This window comes from Formivibrio sp. oc-25, assembly GCF_055810895.1.
This window is the reverse complement of the sequence record NZ_JBVVOL010000013.1, coordinates 62415-80912: the sequence shown is the minus strand read 5'-3', so window position 1 is coordinate 80912 and position 18498 is coordinate 62415. Positions and strand designations below refer to the sequence as shown.

18 protein-coding genes are annotated in these 18498 nt (G+C 58.7%); 15 read left to right on the top strand and 3 right to left on the bottom strand.

The genetic code is table 11. From position 1 onward, the window contains the following. From AC0KVQ_RS10495 to AC0KVQ_RS10445, 11 genes are all read left to right on the top strand, one after another. On the top strand, positions 1-372 hold a 372-nt coding region (locus AC0KVQ_RS10495; RefSeq protein WP_473421112.1), incomplete at its 5' end, for a putative PEP-binding protein. A 485-nt stretch (positions 373-857) separates the two neighbouring features. Next, entirely contained in the window at positions 858-2060 is a 1203-nt protein-coding gene (locus tag AC0KVQ_RS10490) for an aspartate aminotransferase family protein (RefSeq protein ID WP_473421111.1), read from the top strand. A 183-nt stretch (positions 2061-2243) separates the two neighbouring features. After that, a complete protein-coding gene (gene astD, locus AC0KVQ_RS10485; RefSeq protein WP_473421110.1) occupies positions 2244-3701 on the top strand; it encodes a succinylglutamate-semialdehyde dehydrogenase in 1458 nt (485 codons plus the stop codon). Between the two features lie 344 nt (positions 3702-4045). Then, positions 4046-5908: an excinuclease ABC subunit UvrC gene (gene uvrC, locus AC0KVQ_RS10480; protein WP_473421109.1), complete on the top strand. Its 1863-nt coding sequence runs from the start codon at positions 4046-4048 to the stop codon at positions 5906-5908. Between the two features lie 13 nt (positions 5909-5921). Continuing rightward, positions 5922-6497 carry a CDP-diacylglycerol--glycerol-3-phosphate 3-phosphatidyltransferase gene (gene pgsA / locus AC0KVQ_RS10475; RefSeq protein WP_473421108.1) on the top strand — a complete coding sequence of 192 codons (576 nt, stop codon included), beginning with the start codon at positions 5922-5924 and terminating at the stop codon, positions 6495-6497. Positions 6498-6537: 40 nt separating this feature from the next. Continuing rightward, entirely contained in the window at positions 6538-7707 is a 1170-nt protein-coding gene (locus AC0KVQ_RS10470) for an MFS transporter (protein ID WP_473421107.1), read from the top strand. A 2-nt stretch (positions 7708-7709) separates the two neighbouring features. After that, complete coding sequence (locus AC0KVQ_RS10465; protein WP_473421106.1) at positions 7710-8858, top strand: MFS transporter; 1149 nt, start codon at positions 7710-7712, stop codon at positions 8856-8858. A gap of 74 nt (positions 8859-8932) precedes the next feature. After that, the gene (aroF, locus tag AC0KVQ_RS10460) at positions 8933-9949 is read left to right on the top strand and encodes a 3-deoxy-7-phosphoheptulonate synthase (RefSeq protein ID WP_473421105.1); all 1017 of its coding nucleotides are present in this window, start codon (positions 8933-8935) and stop codon (positions 9947-9949) included. Beyond that, complete coding sequence (locus tag AC0KVQ_RS10455) at positions 9946-10851, top strand: prephenate dehydrogenase (protein WP_473421103.1); 906 nt, start codon at positions 9946-9948, stop codon at positions 10849-10851. Before aroF ends, AC0KVQ_RS10455 begins: the two co-directional genes overlap by 4 nt. Next, positions 10848-11519 carry a (d)CMP kinase gene (cmk, locus tag AC0KVQ_RS10450; RefSeq protein WP_473421102.1) on the top strand — a complete coding sequence of 224 codons (672 nt, stop codon included), beginning with the start codon at positions 10848-10850 and terminating at the stop codon, positions 11517-11519. The genes AC0KVQ_RS10455 and cmk overlap by 4 nt, the downstream gene beginning before the upstream one ends. Then, the gene (locus AC0KVQ_RS10445; protein ID WP_473421101.1) at positions 11516-11938 is read left to right on the top strand and encodes a Fur family transcriptional regulator; all 423 of its coding nucleotides are present in this window, start codon (positions 11516-11518) and stop codon (positions 11936-11938) included. The genes cmk and AC0KVQ_RS10445 overlap by 4 nt, the downstream gene beginning before the upstream one ends. A gap of 11 nt (positions 11939-11949) precedes the next feature. On the opposite strand, the gene AC0KVQ_RS10440 is transcribed toward AC0KVQ_RS10445, so the two are convergent. Genes AC0KVQ_RS10440 through AC0KVQ_RS10430 form a run of 3 tightly spaced genes read right to left on the bottom strand, consistent with a single transcriptional unit; the run spans position 11950 to position 14465 of the window. Beyond that, positions 11950-12855: a metal ABC transporter solute-binding protein, Zn/Mn family gene (locus AC0KVQ_RS10440; protein ID WP_473421100.1), complete on the bottom strand. Its 906-nt coding sequence runs from the start codon at positions 12853-12855 to the stop codon at positions 11950-11952. Positions 12856-12885: 30 nt separating this feature from the next. Then, positions 12886-13755, bottom strand: coding sequence for a metal ABC transporter permease (locus AC0KVQ_RS10435; RefSeq protein ID WP_473421099.1), 870 nt, complete (start codon positions 13753-13755; stop codon positions 12886-12888). Beyond that, entirely contained in the window at positions 13752-14465 is a 714-nt protein-coding gene (locus tag AC0KVQ_RS10430) for a metal ABC transporter ATP-binding protein (protein ID WP_473421098.1), read from the bottom strand. Before AC0KVQ_RS10430 ends, AC0KVQ_RS10435 begins: the two co-directional genes overlap by 4 nt. A gap of 408 nt (positions 14466-14873) precedes the next feature. Here AC0KVQ_RS10430 and rpsA point away from each other — a divergent pair, with 408 nt between their 5' ends. The 4 genes from rpsA to lapB all read left to right on the top strand — a co-directional run bounded on the left by rpsA (position 14874) and on the right by lapB (position 18486). Beyond that, on the top strand, positions 14874-16553 hold the full coding sequence (gene rpsA / locus AC0KVQ_RS10425; protein WP_473421113.1) for a 30S ribosomal protein S1: 1680 nt from the start codon (positions 14874-14876) through the stop codon (positions 16551-16553). Between the two features lie 17 nt (positions 16554-16570). Further along, on the top strand, positions 16571-16858 hold the full coding sequence (locus tag AC0KVQ_RS10420; protein ID WP_473421097.1) for an integration host factor subunit beta: 288 nt from the start codon (positions 16571-16573) through the stop codon (positions 16856-16858). A gap of 140 nt (positions 16859-16998) precedes the next feature. Continuing rightward, positions 16999-17301 carry a LapA family protein gene (locus tag AC0KVQ_RS10415; protein ID WP_473421096.1) on the top strand — a complete coding sequence of 101 codons (303 nt, stop codon included), beginning with the start codon at positions 16999-17001 and terminating at the stop codon, positions 17299-17301. Between the two features lie 12 nt (positions 17302-17313). Continuing rightward, positions 17314-18486 carry a lipopolysaccharide assembly protein LapB gene (lapB, locus tag AC0KVQ_RS10410; protein WP_473421095.1) on the top strand — a complete coding sequence of 391 codons (1173 nt, stop codon included), beginning with the start codon at positions 17314-17316 and terminating at the stop codon, positions 18484-18486. The last annotated feature ends 12 nt before the right edge of the window (positions 18487-18498 follow it).

The following is an 18498-nucleotide window of genomic DNA, read 5'->3' as shown; positions in this document are numbered from 1 at the left end:
GGCCTGCGCGTGATCATGATGTGCGAGTTGCCCTCGAACGCCGTGCTGGCCGAGCGCTTCCTGGAGCACTTCGACGGTTTCTCGATCGGCTCGAACGACATGACCCAGCTCACGCTCGGGATTGACCGGGATTCGGGCGGCTCGATTGCGGCCTCGTTCGATGAGCGCAACGACGCGGTGAAGGCGATGCTGAGCATGGCCATCCAGGCGTGCAGAAAGCAGGGCAAGTATGTGGGGATCTGCGGGCAAGGGCCGTCAGATCATCCGGATCTGGCGCAATGGCTGATGGCGCAAGGCATCGAGACCATTTCGCTCAATCCGGATACGGTGGTCGATACTTGGCTGTTTCTGGCCAAGGCATCGGAGATTTAGGCTCTGTTGACATTTGATTAATTTTTACGCGGATGGGTATTTTGTTTCAGGACAAGGCATTGGACGCGCCGTGGTACGAGTACCACAAGCGGCAAATAACGCAGTCATGGAGAAAAAGGCCCATCCGCCCGCAGGGCAAGTCCACCAATCTTGCCGGATGCTTTGTCGCCAATGCTCGCAAACTCCAGTATTGCTTGCGCTTGACTTCCCGCCCCGGCAAGTTGGCGGGCTTGCGTAAAAAAACAATCAAACGTCAACAGAGCCCAATCCACCCTCAATCTCAATCATGCTGTAGGTTGGATATTTGTTCCGTCACATTACTTGTTGATGGTGTCGGGTTGAAACCCGACCTGCGGCTTTGCAGTTTTTATGAGTGTTAAACATCCATTTTTCCCGGTCACGCACGGCGCTTGCTGCGGTAGAATTCAGGGTTTCTCGGGGCATGCGTGCCCCGGTTTCTTTTGTTGAATTGAAGGATTGAAGCCATGCCTACCCGCGCCGATTTTGACCGTTACCTGGTGCCGACCTATGCGCCGGCAGAATTTGTCCCCGTGCTGGGCGCGGGCAGCCGCGTGTGGGATCAGAATGACCGCGAATATATCGATTTTGCCGGGGGTGTAGCAGTCAATGCGCTGGGGCACTGCCATCCGGCGCTGGTGACCGCGCTGGAAGAGCAGGCGACCAAGCTGTGGCATGTGTCCAACTGGTTCGTGAATGAGCCGGCATTGGCGCTGGCGCGCCAACTGGTGAACGCCACATTTGCCGAGCGCGTGTTTTTCTGCAATTCCGGCGCCGAGGCAAACGAAGCTGCGCTGAAGCTAGCGCGCCGCGTTGCACATGATCGTTTCGGGCCGCAAAAGCACAAGATCCTGTCCACACTGAATTCCTTCCATGGTCGTACCCTGTTTACGGTCAGCGTCGGTGGCCAGCCCAAGTATTCCGATGGCTTCGGCCCGCGCCCCGAAGGTATCGTGCATTTCGAATACAACAACCTGGCGGCACTCGAGGCGCTGATGGATGACGATGTGGCCTGCGTGATGCTGGAGCCTATCCAGGGCGAAGGCGGCGTATTGCCGGCGACGCAGGAATTCCTTCAAGGCGCCCGCGCGCTGTGCGACAAGTACAACGCGCTGCTGGTGCTCGATGAAGTGCAGACCGGCGTCGGCCGTACCGGTGCCTTGTATGCTTATGAGCATTACGGCATCACGCCGGATATCGTTTCCAGCGCCAAGAGCCTGGGCGGCGGTTTCCCGATTGGCGCCATCCTGACCAAGGCCGATATCGCAAAGCATTTCGGTCCCGGCGTGCATGGCACGACTTATGGCGGCAATCCGCTCGCCTGTGCCGTGGCCGGCGCATTGATGGATATCGTCAACAGCAAGGAAGTGCTGGACGGCGTGAAGGCCAAGGAAGCCTATTTCCGCCAAAGACTCGCGCTGATCAATGGTGAGTTCCCGGTATTCAGTGAAGTTCGCGGCATGGGCTTGCTGCTCGGTAATGTCCTGGCACCGCAATATGCCGGCCGTGCCTTCGAATTGCTGACCCTGTGCAGCAAACACGGCCTGATGGTGTTGATGGCCGGGCCGGATGTGGTGCGTTTCGCGCCTTCGCTGGTGATTTCCGAAGCGGATATCGATGAAGGGCTGGCCCGGTTTGTTGCAGCACTGAAGGATTTCATCGCCGCCTGATCAAGATCGGGTTTAGGCAAAACGGACAGGTGATCACCCTGTCCGTTTTTCTTTCTGCTCTTGAAAACATCTTTTTGATCTCGAGTCAGTTGGGGTTTTCCCGTTAGGACTATGCCCGATAGGCTGCAACGCTACGGATTGATACAGTGTCCCCAGCATGTTGGACCGTATCGGAGAATGGAAATGCTGCTTGTAAACGGTGCTTGGCGTTCTGGCTCCGGCCCGCAGTGGACGTCAGTGAACCCGGTTACCCAGGAGGTGGTCTGGGAAGGGCAGCCGGCCGGCAGCGTCGAGATTGATGCGGCGGTGCAGGCTGCACGTGCCGCCTTTCCGGTTTGGCGGGATATGGAACTCGATGCTCGCGTTGCGCTGACGCGCAATTTTGCCGAGTTGCTGCAAAGCAATCGCGATGAGCTGGCCGCAGCTATCGGGCGCGAGACAGGCAAGCCGCGTTGGGAAGCACTGGCCGAAGTGTCCAGCATGGTGAAGAAGGTCGAAGTTTCCATCCGCGCACAGCAGGAGCGTACCGGCATGCGCGAAACGGCTTCGGGTGAGGGGTTGGCTGTATTGCGCCATCGCCCGCACGGGGTCGTCGCGGTGTTCGGTCCCTACAATTTCCCAGGCCATTTGCCCAATGGCCATATCGTGCCGGCCTTGCTGGCCGGCAACACTGTCATCTTCAAGCCTTCCGAACAGACGCCGCTGGTCGCGGAAAAAACGGTCGAACTCTGGCTGGCGGCGGGTTTGCCGCCGGGCGTGCTCAACCTGTTGCAGGGTGGCAAGGAAACCGGCGAATTGCTTGCGAATCATTCAGGCATTGATGGTCTGTTCTTTACCGGCAGTAATGCGGTGGGTACATCCCTGCACCAGGCATTTTCCGGCCAGCCGCAGAAAATTCTGGCGCTGGAAATGGGGGGCAACAATCCGCTGATCGTGGACGAGGTCAGCGATATCCAGGCTGCGATCTATCACGTGATTCAGTCGGCCTATATTTCGGCCGGTCAGCGCTGTACCTGTGCGCGCCGCTTGCTCGTGCCGCGCGGCCCCTGGGGTGATGTCTTTTTGAAGCAGTTGACCGAGGCCGTGGCAGCGATCCGGGTGGGGGCCTGGGATGCCGATCCACAACCCTTCATGGGGGCTGTGGTCAGCTTGCGTGCAGCGGCGCATCTGCTGGCGATGCAGGAAAAACTGCTGGCGGCCGGTGCCAGATCATTGCTGGCCATGCGTCGTCTGGCGCCTGCCACCGCGTTGTTGTCACCGGGGTTGATCGATGTTTCCGGCGTGCCGGATTTGCCAGACGAGGAGCATTTTGGTCCTCTGTTGCTGATGCAGCGCTGGCGGACATTCGATGAGGCCATGGAACTCGCTAACCGCACACGTTATGGCCTGGCGGCCGGTTTGCTCTCGGAAAGCCGCGAGCGCTATGAGCAATTCTGGCGCGAGGCGCGTGCTGGCATCGTCAACTGGAACCGGCCACTGACCGGCGCATCGAGCAGTTCACCTTTCGGTGGAATCGGGGCATCCGGCAATCACCGTCCGAGTGCCTGGTATGCAGCCGATTACTGTGCCTATCCGGTGGCATCGCTCGAAGAGGAGCATCTGCATTTGCCCGGGCATCTGCCGCCGGGCTTGCGCCTCTGAGAGCCTGTTCACGATCTTTTCACCGCAGCGCCAGACAGGAAAAGGGTTAGCCACAAGGCGAACGACGCTGGCAATAACGGGTTATTTCCAAGACGTTCAACGCAGTGGATAGCCATTTTCCTGCCTGGCCCTGCGGGTTCTGGGCATTGCCGGCAGCCGCCGGCGTTACAAACCGCTTGTGGTACGCGTACCACGGCACGGTTTGTGCCTTGGCCTCTATCCGGCACTGCCCTGAACGCTGCGGTGAAAAGATCGTGAACAGGCTCTTACTTCGGGGCCATGAACAGGTTCTGAACCGGTGCGATCCTGTTTGGGTTCTCGATCCTTGCGGTTAAAATCGCGGGATGGAACCCATTCAAGATCCCGTTCAAGATCCCGCTCAGGATCGATCTGCGCTGCTGGCCAGCCTGCTGGAAATCGTCAAGAACCTGCCGCATCTGCCCGGCGTGTATCGTTATCTGGATGCCGAGGGCAATGTGTTGTACGTGGGCAAGGCCATAGACCTGCGCAAGCGGGTAGGGTCTTACTTCCAGAAGACTGATCACAGTCCGCGCATTCGTCTGATGCTCAATCAGGTGGCCAGAATCGAAACCACAGTGGTGCGTTCCGAATCCGAAGCGCTGTTGCTGGAAAACAATCTGATCAAGGCGCTTTCACCGCGCTACAACATTCTGTTCCGGGATGATAAATCCTATCCCTACCTGATGCTGACCGGGCACGCCTATCCGCGACTCGCCTATTACCGGGGTGCACTGGATCGCAAGAACCAGTATTTCGGCCCGTTTCCAAATGGCTATGTGGTCAAGGAAAGCATCCAGTTGCTGCAAAAGGTATTCCGCCTGCGTACCTGTGAGGATTCGGTCTTTGCCAATCGTTCCCGGCCGTGCCTGCTTTTCCAGATCAAGCGCTGTTCTGCGCCATGCACGCATGAGATCAGCGACGAGGATTACCGGCAGGATGTGGCCAGTGCCGCCAAGTTTTTCAGCGGCAAGACCAATGAACTGATCGAAGAATTGGAAGCGCGCATGCAAATGCTTTCTGCCGAGTGGAAGTTCGAGGAAGCTGCCGCAGTGCGTGATCGTATCCAGGCATTGGCGCGTATCCAGGAAAAACAGTTCGTATCCTCGAATACCAGTGAACAGGACGTCGATATTCTCGCCGCGGTCGAAACCGATCATGGCCTGTGCGTGAATCTGGCCATGGTGCGTGGCGGCCGGCATGTGGGTGACAAGAACCTGTTTCCCAGCCATGCCGAAGGCTACTCGCCCGCGCAGGCACTCGAAGCCTTCATCGCCCAGCATTATCTGGAGCGCAGCGTGCCACCGCTGATCCTGTGCTATCCGGAGCCGGAAAATCAGGACGTGCTGGCAGCCTCACTCAGTGAACAGGCGCAGCGCAAGGTCGTGCTCAATGCCAACCCGAATGGCGAGCGGCGCATGTGGCTGGAAATGGCAAGAAAAAATGCCGAGCTGGCTTTGTTGCAACGGCAGCAGCATGCGGCATCGCAGGAGGGGCGGCTTGCAGCCTTGATCGAGGCGCTCGACCTGCCGGAAACCACCCAGCGCATCGAGTGTTTCGATATCTCGCACACCATGGGAGAGGCTACGGTGGCTTCCTGCGTAGTGTTCGATCGCGGCGACATGCAACCCAAGGAATACCGCCGTTACAACATCGAAGGGATCACCGCCGGTGACGATTACGCCGCGATGAAACAGGTGCTGACGCGCCGTTATGAAAAAGTAGCGGCCGGCGATGGCGTGGCACCGGATCTGATCCTGATCGATGGCGGCAAGGGCCAACTGGCGCAGGCGGTGGAAGTGATGGCCGAGGTGGGCTTGTCCGAGCCGGCGCTGGTGGGTGTGGCCAAAGGCGAGACACGCAAGCCCGGTCTCGAACAATTGATAGTGGCGGCTACGGGAAACACGCTACAATTGCCGCGCCATCACCCGGGGCTGCATCTGATCCAGCAGATTCGCGATGAATCGCACCGTTTTGCCATCACCGGGCACCGCGCCCGGCGCGCAAAAGCCAGAGTGGCATCCAGCCTGGAAGAGATCGAAGGGGTAGGGCCCAAGCGCCGCCAGCGACTGCTGACCCGATTCGGGGGCTTGCAGGGCGTGAAGACGGCGAGCGTGGAAGACCTGATGCAGGTCGATGGTATCAGCCGCTCGCTTGCCGAAACCATTTATGCCGCTTTGCGCGGTTAAACAGTGTGACCACATGCCATTGAATATCCCGATTCTGCTGACCTGGTTCCGTGTGGCACTGATCCCGGTTTTCACCGTGTTGTTCTATTTGCCGCCGACTGTGCTCAGTTACGAGTACCAGAATGAAATCGGCGCGCTGATCTTCGCCTTGGGCGGTATCACCGACTGGCTGGATGGCTACCTGGCGCGCCGCTGGAACCAGACCTCCAGCTTCGGTGCTTTCCTTGATCCAGTGGCCGACAAGTTGCTGGTGGCCGCTGCACTGATCCTGCTGGTGGAATTGAGCCGCGCACCGGCCTGGCTGGCCGTGATCATCATCGGGCGCGAAATCACGATTTCCGCCTTGCGCGAATGGATGGCGCAGCAGGGCAAGACCAAGAGCGTGGCGGTTGCCTACATCGGCAAACTGAAAACGGCCGCGCAGATGATCGCGATTTTCCTGCTGCTCTGGTACGGCCCGCTGCCGATGCTGGGCTGGCTGCCGACCACGACGGTGGGCACCGTGGCGCTATATCTGGCTGGTGTGTTGACGATTTACTCGATGGTCTACTACCTGCAGGTGGCGGCCAGGCAATTCCGCGAGGAATGATTCCGGCCCAGCCTGCAAATTCACAAACCGAAAGTTAGCCGTGCCTTCTTCCCCCCAGGGCTTGACGCCCATTGCTGCTTTTTACTTTTTCTATTACGGTTTTCTCGGTGTTTTTTCCCCGTACTGGGGACCTTACCTGCGCGCGCTCGATGTACCGATGGCCATGATCGGTATTGTCACCTCCTTGCCGCTGATCAACCGCATGTATGCACCTGCGATCTGGGGCTGGTGCGTGGACCATACCGGCCGCCACGGTTTCTGGATGAAGCTCGCCGGCGTTGGCTGTCTGGCCGGTTTTACCATCCTGCTGTTTACCCACAGTTTCAACTGGATGTTCGCCGCAGTGCTGGTGTCGACTTTCTTCTGGAGCGCGGCACAGCCGCAGGTGGATGCCACCGCCATGTCGCTGCTCAAGGGCAACAGCGGTGGTTTCTCGCGTCTGCGTGTCTGGGGTTCACTCGGGTTTGTCGCGGTGACGATGATTGTCGGTTATCTGGTGGATCTCCTGGGCGTGCAAATCCTGCCCTATGCCGGTGTGCTGGTGCTGATCGGCATGGCGGCCATTACCTGGCGTATCCCGAAACCGGAAACTGTCAAGGTTGGCGGAGGCCGGGCGAGCGGGGTGATTGCCATCCTGCGCCGCAAGGAGGTCTGGTCGTTGCTGCTGGGCAGCCTGATGCTGGGGGTGGCGCAGGGCATGCTGCTCAGCTTTTATTCGATCCATCTGGGTGAGCACGGCATTGCCAAGAGCACCATGGCTTGGCTGTGGTCTCTGGCCGTGCTGGCCGAAGCCACCCTGTACTGGTTCATGACGCATATTTCGAGCCGGTTCTCGATGCGTGCGCTCTACCTGTTTTCTGCTTTTGCTGGCGGCGTGCGCTATCTGATGATCGCCTGGGGAGCTGACTGGATCAGCGTGCTGGTCATCGCGCAGCTGTCCTACGCGCTGTCTTTCGGGATTCAGAACACCATGGCGGTCGCCTATATTCATCGTTTCTTTGGCGAGGCACACCGTACCACCGGCCAGGCCTTGTATATCGTTTTTACTTACGGTATCGGCGGCAGCGTTGGCAGTGTGTTGACCGGGATACTGTGGGGTTACTTCGGCGGCGGCTGGTCATTCAGTGTCGCGGCACTGGCCTCGTTCATTGCCTTGCTGATCAGCTGGCGCACGCTGCCGCTTGAGGCCGGCAGGCAAGGGCGGGGCTGAGCATGTTGCCTAAAATTGCCGGTCTGCGTCCGATTGCTGCGTATTTTTGCGTCTATTACGCGTTTATCGGTGTTTTCTCTCCCTACTGGGGGCCCTACCTGCGATCACTCGGCGTGCCGATGGCACTGATCGGGCTGATGGTTTCGCTGCCGCAGGTCAATCGTATCTATGCCCCGGCACTGTGGGGCTGGTGTGCGGATCATTTTGGTCATCGCCGTACCATCTTGCGTATTGCCGGCATGGGCAGTTTTGTTGGAATCGCCATTCTGCTGGTGACACAGGATGTGCGCTGGCTGTTTGCCGCAATCTTTGTGGCCAGTTTTTTCTGGAGTGCAGCCATCCCGCAGGTGGAAGCCACGGCGATCACCCTGCTCAAGGGCGATAGTGGCGGCTATTCCCGTCTGCGTGCATGGGGGTCGATCGGCTTCATGATCGCCACGCTGGTCGGCGGTTATCTGATCGACGCTTTCGGCCTGCATACCATGCCTTACCTGGTGGTGGCGGTGATGGCCGGGGTGGCGGTTCTGGTCTGGTGGGTGCCGGAGACCGCCAGCAGTGCCGTGCGCGAGAAATCACGCGGTGGTGTGCTGCAAATACTCAAGCAGCCAGAGGTCAAGACCTTGTTTGGTGCCTGTTTCCTGTTCGGTGCCGCCCATGGGCTGCTGCATGGTTTTTATTCGATTCATCTGGAAGAGCAGGGTATCAGCAAGAGTACGCTGGGCTGGCTATGGGCGCTCGGCGTGCTGGCCGAGATCGTACTGTTCTGGTTCATGCCCCGGTTGACTTTGCGTTATCGGCAAAAATGGTTGTACCTGTTTGCGATGGGTGTGGCCGTGGTGCGCTACCAGATGATTGCCTGGGGCACAGCCTGGCTTGGGGTGCTGATCGTGGCGCAACTGATGCATGCCTTCACCTTCGGCGTGCACCATTCGCTGTCGATCGCCTATGTGCATCGTCTGTTTGGCGAAGCGCACCAGACGCAGGGGCAGGCGTTGTATATCGTGTTTACCTATGGCCTGGGCGGGACGCTGGCCTCGTTGCTGGCCGGTTTTTTCTGGAATGTGCTGGGCGGCAGCGGCTTGTTTGCGCTGGCGTCAGCGGCATCATTGATCGCACTGATCATGTGCTGGCGCGGGTTGCAGGAGTCGTGAAAGCGCTCTAAACCGGCATATGCACGTCCAGGCTGCTAAAATCGCTGAAAATATTCGTCCATGAAGGTTTTCCCATGATTATCGTGATGAAGCACGGCGCCAGTGACGCCGAAATCGATGCTGTTGTCGGCAAGATCCGTGAAGCAGGGTTACGCGAGCATGTCTCGCGCGGGGCCGAGTTGACCATCATCGGTGCCATCGGTGATGAAACCGTGCTGCAGCCGGCGCATTTTGAAATGCTGCCCGGGGTCGAGCGCGCCACGCGCGTAGTGAAGCAGTACAAGATCGTATCGCGCGATACCCACCCGCAAGGCTCGGTCATCAATATTCGCGGCATCCCGCTCGGTGGCGAGCAGATCCAGGTGATCGCCGGCCCGTGTTCGATCGAAACCCAGCAGCAGATGGATGTGGCTGCCGAAGCGGTGGCCGCTGCCGGCTGCAAGATGATGCGCGGTGGCGCCTTCAAGCCGCGCACCAGCCCGTATGCGTTTCAGGGGCTGGGTGTGGAAGGTCTGGAAATCTTCCAGCAGGCCGCCCGCCGCCACAATCTGCCGATCGTGACCGAGCTGATGGATGTGCGCATGCTTGATACCTTCATGGCGCATGATGTCGACGTGATCCAGATTGGCGCGCGCAACATGCAGAATTTCGATCTGCTCAAGGAAGTCGGCCGCGTCAACAAGCCGGTGATTCTCAAGCGCGGTCTGTCGGCCACGATCAGCGAATGGCTGATGTCGGCGGAATACATCGCCGCAGGCGGCAACCACAACATCATCTTCTGCGAGCGCGGCATTCGTACCTTTGAGACCGCCTACCGCAATGTGCTCGATATCACCGCAGTGCCGGTGCTCAAGCGCGAAACGCACCTACCGGTCATCGTCGATCCCTCGCATGCCGGTGGCAAGGCCTGGATGGTGCCGGCGCTGGCGCAGGCCGCGATTGCCGCCGGCGCCGATGGTCTGCTGATCGAAATGCACCCGAATCCGTGCGAAGCGTGGTGCGATGCCGATCAGGCGCTGTCGCCGCAGGAACTCAAGCAGTTGATGACTACGCTCTCGGCGATTGCCACGGCAGTGGGGCGCAAGCTGTGAGTCGCACCGACCTCAAGCCGCTGCGCAAGCTGGTCTTGCTCGGCACCGGCCTGATTTCCGGCTCGTTTGCGCTGGCCTTGCGCCGTGTCGGGCTGGTCGAGCATGTGGTCGGGGTAGGGCGCTCCCGCGAGAATCTGCAACGGGCGCTGGATCTGCGGGTGATTGACGAGGCCAGCCACGATGCGGCCAGCACCGTGGTCGATGCGGATTTCGTGTTCATCGGCACACCGGTTGGGCAGATGGGCGCGCTGATGCAGGCCATTGCCCCGCATCTCGCACCGGAGTGTATCGTGACCGATGCCGGCTCGACCAAGCAGGACGTGTGTGCACTTTTCCGTGAACATCTCTCCAGCCACCTGGCTTCTTGCGTGCCGGCGCATCCGATTGCCGGTTCGGAATTGTCGGGCGCCTCAGCCGCAACGTATGGTTTGTACGAAGGTCGCCGGGTCGTGCTGGCGCCGTTTGCTGAAACCGATGCAGATGCCATTTCACGCGTGCAGTCGCTGTGGCAAGCCTGTGGCGCACAGGTTTACCGGATGAGTGCGGCCGAGCATGACGGCATTTTTGCCGCAGTCAGCCATGTGCCGCATATGCTTGCCTTTGCCTACATGAATGCTGTGCTGGATAAGGCAAATGCCGGGCAATGTCTGGATTTCGCCGCAACCGGATTTCGTGATTTCACGCGCATTGCGGGCTCGCATCCGGAAATGTGGCGTGATATTGCCTTGGCCAACCGCGAAGCCATTCTGGCCGATCTGCAGCGCTGCATGGATCATTTGCAGCAGGTCACTGCATTGGTTAAAGCCAGCGACAGTGCCGGCATGCATGCCTATTTCGAGCGGGCCAGCGCTGCGCGCAATGCCTGGGGTAAACCCGCTTCTGGATACCAGGGAAAAATATGAGTCAAATTGTCGTACCCGTGATCGCTATCGATGGTCCGTCCGCTTCCGGCAAGGGAACGGTCGCGCAGCGCGTGGCAACGATACTGGGGTTTCACTACCTGGATTCCGGCGCACTGTATCGCCTGACCGCGCTGGCTGCGCAGCGTCAACACATCGGTTGGGATGACGAAGCCGGCGTTGCCCATGTTGCGGCTACACTGGATGTGGTTTTTTCAGGCGAAACGATCCTGCTGGCAGGTGATGATGTCAGCCTGGCGATTCGCACGGAAGAAATGGGCGTGGGCGCGTCCAAGGTGGGTGCCTTGCCGGCAGTACGTGTGGCCTTGCTGCAGCGGCAACGCGATTTCGCGCAGATGCCGGGTCTGGTATCTGATGGCCGTGATATGGGTTCTGTGGTGTTCCCGCATTCACCCCTGAAAGTTTTCCTGACCGCCACGGCTGCCGTGCGGGCCGAGCGGCGTTACAAACAGTTGCTGCAGCGGGGCGAGGTGGCGGATCTCGCGGCCATTACCGCCGATCTGGAAGCACGCGACGCGCGCGATCGGGCGCGGGCGGTGGCTCCGCTGGCGCAGTTGCCGGATGCATTGCTGCTGGAAACTTCCAATCTGACCATTGATGAGGCAGTTGCCCAGGTGCTGGCCTGGTGGAAGAGCCGGAGCCCGACATGAAGACCGCCCGGGTTGATGCGCGTGCGCTGATCGAAAGTGTAGCAGCCCGTGCCACGTTGGCGCGCGTGTCGGTACTTGCTGAGTTGCTCGAAGCTGGCAGGCCGCTTTCGCATCAGGAGGTGCTGCAGCGTATCGATCCTCCGCTGGACCGGGTCACGGCCTATCGCGTGTTCGATTGGCTGGAAACTGTCGGTCTGGCTCATCGGGTCAACTCGACCGATCGCGTTACGCGCTTTTCCGTCTCGCGTTCTTCACCGTGCCATGCTCACTTCCAGTGCGAGCAGTGTGGCCGGCTGTATTGCCTGAGCGAGGCACCGGTCGAGCCGGTACCTCTGCCGCAAGGGTTTGTGCTGCGATCGGTAGAGGTGACCATCAAGGGAACCTGTGCGCACTGCGCGACAGGCAAGCCGCAATCCTGATTTCCCACCACCTATTGGTTGTTCTGCATGCCCTTGACCAGATTGCCGATATTGCTGCGATACATGGCCAGATAGCTGTTTGCCGCTGCATCGCGCGAGAGCGCATCCGAATAGAGTCTGGCGCCAATCTGTGCGCCGGTTTCGCGGGCGATCTGTTCCGTGAGCTTGGGATTGCTGATGTTTTCCATGAAGAGCGCGCGAACTCCGGTCTTTTTCATCTGACGGATCAATTCGGCTACATCCTTGGCACTGGCTTCTGCCTCGGTGGAAACGCCCTGCGGCGAGAGCAGCCGTATGCCAAAGCGCTTGCCCAGATAGGCAAATGCATCATGCGAAGTCAGTACAGCCCGTTTTGATTGCGGAATCGTGGCGATCTGCTGCTGGGCCCACTGTTGCAGCTGATCGAGTTCCTTGCTGTATGCGTTGGCGCGGCTCTGGAAATATTCGCGACCTTGCGGGTCGGCGTCGCTCAAGGCGTCGCGGAGGTTGACCACCATCTGTTTGACCTGCTGTGGATCCTGCCAGACGTGAGGGTCGGCATGCCCATGGGAATGACCGTGGTCGTCGTGATCATTTTCCTGTCGATCAAGAGGGGTGATTCCCTTGGTCACGGTAATGACTTGGCCATTGTATTTGCTGGCTTGCTGCAAGCGTTTCAGCCAGCCCTCGAAACCAAGGCCGTTCACAAAAAACAGTCGGGTCTTGGCCAGCTTTTGCACATCGGCGGGGGTGGGCTGGAATACATGGGCATCCTGATCCGGCCCGACCAGCGTCGTGATGGCTACACGTTCGCCGCCAACATTTTGCACGATGTCGGCAAGTATGCTGAAGCTGGCTGCAACGGGAAGAGGAGCGGCATGGCTGTTGGCTGCGAGAAGCAGGCTGAATCCGGCAAGCAGGGACGAGATTTTTTTCATTGGTAATTTTCAGGTCAAGGTAATAACGAGTCAGCGTTCAAGGTGCCGGCGGGCGCGCCAGCGGCCGTGCCAGCCACGCGGTGCTACCAGCAGCGAGACGAGATAGCAGCCGCCGGCAACCAGCACAATCGCCGGGCCGGAAGGCAGGCTCAGATGGTAGGAGAGCATCAGTCCTGCCAGGCTCGCGAGCAGTCCGGTGAGCCATGCGGCCAGGATCATGCCTGGCAGGGTGTCAGTCCACAGGCGGCTCGTAGCGGCCGGCAGCATCATCAGTCCCACTGCCATCAGCGTGCCCATGGCCTGGAATCCGGCCACCAGGTTGAGTACGGTCAGCGCGACAAAGCCCAGGTGATACCAGCTGCCGTGCGAGCCATTGATCTTGAGGTATCCGGGATCGACACACTCCAGCACCAGGCCGCGGTAGTTAAGTGCCAGCCAGACAAGCGTGAGACTGCTGATGGCAGCTACCAGCAGCAGCGAGGTGTCATCAATGGCAAGGACCGAACCGAACAGCAGATGGATCAGATCCACGCTGCTGCCCCATTTGGAAACCAGCAGTACGCCCAGTGCCAGAGCGACAAGGTAAAAGCCGGCAAAGTTGGTATCTTCATTGAGATCAGTAAAGCGGCTGGCCAAGCCCGCCAGCAGGGCTACCAGCAAACCGGCGACCACGCCGCCGCCCGCCAGCCAAGGCAGGGCGAAGCCGCCGAGAATAAAACCGACCGCTGCACCGGGCAAAACAGCATGCGAAAGTGCATCGCCCATCAGGCTTAGCCGCCGCAGCACCAATAAGACGCCGATCGGTGCGCAACCGGTTGAAAGTGCCACGCAACCGGCCAGTGCCCGGCGCATGAAGGAAAAATCGGTCAGCGGCGAAAGCAAAAGTTCATTCAGGCTCATGGACGCTCACACCATTCAGTTTGTTCTTGCCAGTGTTCGGTGCTGGCTTGGGCTCGCTGCAGGTTTTGTTGGGTGAGGATATCGGCTGTATCACCCCAGCCAATCACATCACGTGCCAGCAGCAAGATTTGCGGAAAGTGGGTACGCGCCATGTTCAGGTCATGGACGACCGTGATCAGGGTCTTGCCGGTTTGATGCCATTCGGCCAGTAGCGCGAGCAATAGCTGTGTGGTGCGGCTGTCGATGCTGTTGAATGGCTCATCCAGCAGCACGATTGGCGCATCCTGAATCATCAGCCGCGCAAAGCGCGCGCGCTGCAACTGACCGCCGGACAGCATCGATATGGGGCGGGCGGCAAAATCCGACAAGCCCAGGCGATGCAGGGCTTCATCCACTCTGCTTCGAGTGTCGGGGGAAATGCCTCGCCAGTTGCCACAGGCATGCCAATGGCCGGAAAGTACCAGCTCTTCCACGGTGATCGGGAATTGCCGGTCGAGTTCGGTCAATTGCGGCAAGTAGGCGATTTCATCCGAAATTTCGATGGCGCCGGTACTGGGCAGCAATCCGACGATGGCTTTCAGTAACGTGGTTTTTCCGGCCCCGTTGGGCCCGACGATGGCGGTGTGGCTGCCGCTGCAGAATTCTCCGCTGACATGATGGATGGCCGGATGGCGTCGGTAGCAGACGGTAAGATTCTTCAGACGTATCATGCCAAGGCCCAGCCGGTCAGTAGCCAGATCAGTGCAAGTGCGGGCAAAACCAGCAGCAGCCGTATCCAGGCGGAGAGTGCAAACAGTCGGGCAGCGAGATGGCGATGCGTAGTCATGATGTGGTTAAGGGTTCCTAATTGCAACATTGTTGCATGAAGGGTGTCATCCTGCCATGCGCGATGCTTGTTTGTCCAGCCGAACGGCATTGCAACTGCTTGAATTGTCATGAGGAAATCCATTACAATCTTGCGCTTGTCGTTGGTGGCTGATGCCGGCGGCAAAATTACCCGTGCCGGGGCTGCGCAAGGCAGTGCCGGCTGTTTAATCCAATAACCCGCCCTCAAGCGTCAGCCCGAGGGAAAGTATGGAACCTTCCATCACATGACTACTGCTATTGAATTCGGCTCCATGGAGAGCTTTGCCAGCCTGTTTGAAGAAAGCCTTACCCGCCAGGAAATGCGCGCTGGTGAAGTGATCACCGCCGAAGTGGTTGGTATCGACAATAACTTCGTGACCGTGAATGCCGGTCTGAAGTCCGAATCCCTGATCCCGACTGAAGAATTCAAGAACGATGCTGGCGTTATTGACGTCAAGATCGGCGATTTTGTTGCTGTTGCGATCGATAGCTTGGAAAACGGCTACGGCGAAACCAAGCTCTCCCGCGAAAAGGCCAAGCGCCTGGCTGCCTGGATCGAGCTGGAAGACGCACTGGAAAAGGGTGCCATCCTGAATGGCGTTATCTCTGGCAAGGTCAAGGGCGGCCTCACTGTGATGGTGAACGGTCTGCGTGCCTTCCTGCCGGGTTCGCTGGTCGATATCCGTCCGATCAAGGACACCACTCCGTTCGAAGGCAAGCAAGTCGAATTCAAGGTGATCAAGCTCGATCGCAAGCGCAACAACGTGGTGGTTTCGCGTCGCGCCGTGCTGGAAGAGAGCTTGGGCGAAGAGCGCCAGAAACTGATGGAAACCCTGAAAGAGGGCGCCATCATCAAGGGTATCGTCAAGAACATTACCGACTACGGCGCATTCGTGGATCTGGGCGGTATCGACGGCCTGCTGCACATCACCGACCTGGCATGGCGTCGCGTGAAGCACCCGTCCGAAGTGCTGGCAGTTGGCGATGAAGTTGAAGCCAAGGTACTGAAGTTCGATCAAGAGAAGAACCGCGTATCCCTGGGTCTGAAGCAACTGGGCGAAGATCCGTGGGTCGGCCTCTCCCGTCGTTACCCGCAAGGTACCCGTCTGTTCGGCAAGGTGACCAACCTGACCGACTACGGTGCGTTCGTGGAAATCGAGCAGGGTATCGAAGGTCTGGTACACGTGTCCGAAATGGACTGGACCAACAAGAACGTTCATCCGTCCAAGGTAGTGGCACTGGGTGACGAAGTGGAAGTGATGATCCTCGATATCGACGAAGAAAAGCGTCGTATCAGCCTGGGCATGAAGCAGTGTGCTGCAAATCCGTGGGATGATTTCGCGATCAACCACAAGAAGGGTGACAAGCTCAAGGGCGCGATCAAGTCGATCACCGACTTCGGCGTGTTCGTTGGCCTGCCTGGCGGTATCGATGGTCTGGTTCACCTCTCCGACCTCTCCTGGAACGTGGCTGGCGAAGAAGCTGTTCGCAACTACAAGAAGGGCGACGAAGTGGAAGCCATGGTGCTGTCCATCGACGTCGAGAAGGAGCGCATTAGCCTGGGTATCAAGCAGCTCGAAGGTGATCCTTTCAACAACTTCGTGGCCGGCAGCGACAAGGGCGCCATTGTCAAGGGTACCGTCAAGTCCCTGGATGCCAAGGGTGCCGTAATTGCCCTGTCCGATGATGTGGAAGGCTACCTGCGTGCGACCGAGGTTTCCCGTGATCGCGTGGAAGATATCCGTTCCGTACTGAAGGAAGGCGAAGAAGTCGAAGCTATGATCATCAACGTTGATCGCAAGAACCGTTCGATCAACCTGTCGATCAAGGCCAAGGATCTGGGCGAAGAAAAGGATGCAATGAGCAAGCTGGCTGCCGATTCGGCTGGTACCGCAGGTACCACCAATCTGGGCGCTCTGCTCAAGGCCAAGCTCTCCGGCAGTGCTGAATAAGTCTGACCGGGGCGAGCATGACCAAGTCGGAACTCATTGCTAAACTCGCCGAACGCTATCCGCAGCTGGTAGCGAAAGACGCCGAACTCGCCGTCAAGACCATTCTTGATGGCATGGCGAGGAGTCTTTCGCAAGGCCAGCGAATCGAGATTCGCGGTTTTGGCAGTTTCGACCTTAACTATCGCCCGCCACGTCAGGGGCGCAATCCGAAATCTGGTTCCAAGGTGATGGTGCCGGAAAAGTTTGTGCCCCATTTCAAGGCGGGTAAGGAGTTGCGCGAGCGCGTGGATGAAGAAATGTCCTGAGCGATCGGCATGTCCGGATAGCAAAAGCGGCGTCGCAAGACGCCGCTTTTTTTACAAGTGTGGCTGTCATGTCATGCGGCCGAAGCCGGAAGGTTTCCGCTACAATACAGCCCACGCTGACCAAGACGATGGACCCCGCCATGCGCTATCTGCACTATCTCCTCTGGCCGCTGAAATTCGTGTTGTTTGCCATTCTGTTTGCTTTTGCCATGCAGAATGCGGACAGCGTGATGCTGCGTTTTTTCCTGGGTTATGCCTGGCAGGCACCGCTGGCATTGCTGTTGCTGGTGTTTTTTGTGCTCGGTGCCGTATTCGGTCTGGTGGCATGCCTGACACGAATGGCGCGGCTGCGGCGTGAACTGGTGGTGTTGCGTCGCGAACTGCGTCAGCGCAATGCAGCGCCACGACCGGCCATTGCCGATCTTCCGCATGATGCAATCTGAAAGTGAATCCTGATGAGTGAAATACAGTACTGGTGGCTGATTGCCCTACCGGTTTTTTTTGGTCTGGGCTGGCTGGCTGCCCGCATTGACATCAAGCAAGTGCTCTCCGAGACACGCTCGCTGCCCGCTGCCTATTTTCGCGGGCTGAATTACCTGTTGCACGGCGAAACCAACAAGGCTGTGGAGGTTTATGTCGATATCGCCCGCCATCATGCCGAAACCGTGGAGTTGCAATTTACGCTGGGAACACTGTTCCGGCGTCGCGGGGAGCTGGAACGTGCGATCCGCATGCACCAGAAGTTGCTTGAGCGGCGTGATCTGACCGAAAACCAGCGCCAGTCTGCCGAGCTGGAGTTGGCTATCGATTTCATGAAAGCCGGTTTGTTTGACCGGGCTGAAAACCTGCTGCATGCCTTGGCCGATACCAATTATGCCCGCCAGGCTAGGGAAGAGCTGCTGTCGATCTATCAGCAGGAGCACGAATGGAGCAAGGCCATCGAAGTGGCTTCACTGCTGCGCGATGAAAGTCATACCTATCAGCATGAAATCGCCCAGTTCAATTGTGAACTTGCGGCGCAGGCTCTGGTGCGCGGCAAGCTGGACGAAGCGCGGCATTATCTGGATCAGGCCTTGTCCGGGCATCGGCATTGTGCGCGTGCACGCCTGATGCTGGGCGAAATCGCCATGGCTGCCGGTGAGATCGAGGCGGCTATCGAGCACTGGCTCAGTATGGAAAAGCAGGATCTGAACTATCTGGCGCTTGCCGCACGCCAGTTGATGACGGCTTATGACAAGCTTGGGCGCACGGAGGATGGAGATCTGTTGCTGCAACGTCTGGTGCGGCAAAGCCCCGAGCTTGATGTTGTTGATCTGGTCTACGAGCGGCTGACAGCGCGCGAGGGAATTCATGCCGCCTATGAATTTGTGCGTGAACGTCTGCGCGAGCATCCAACCATGCCCGGTTTGCGCAAGGTGTTGGAAGCGCACCTGTTGGTGGCGCCTGACGCACAAAAGCCCGAGCTGGAAATCATTATCCGTCTGCTGAACGAGAATACCCGCGAACACGGCATGTACTACTGCCGGGAATGTGGCTTCAAGACCCGTCAATACTTCTGGCATTGCCCGGCCTGCAATGAGTGGGAAACCTACCCGCCGGTGCGTGGCAAGCAGGAGCACCGTGCCTGAACAGGCATATGA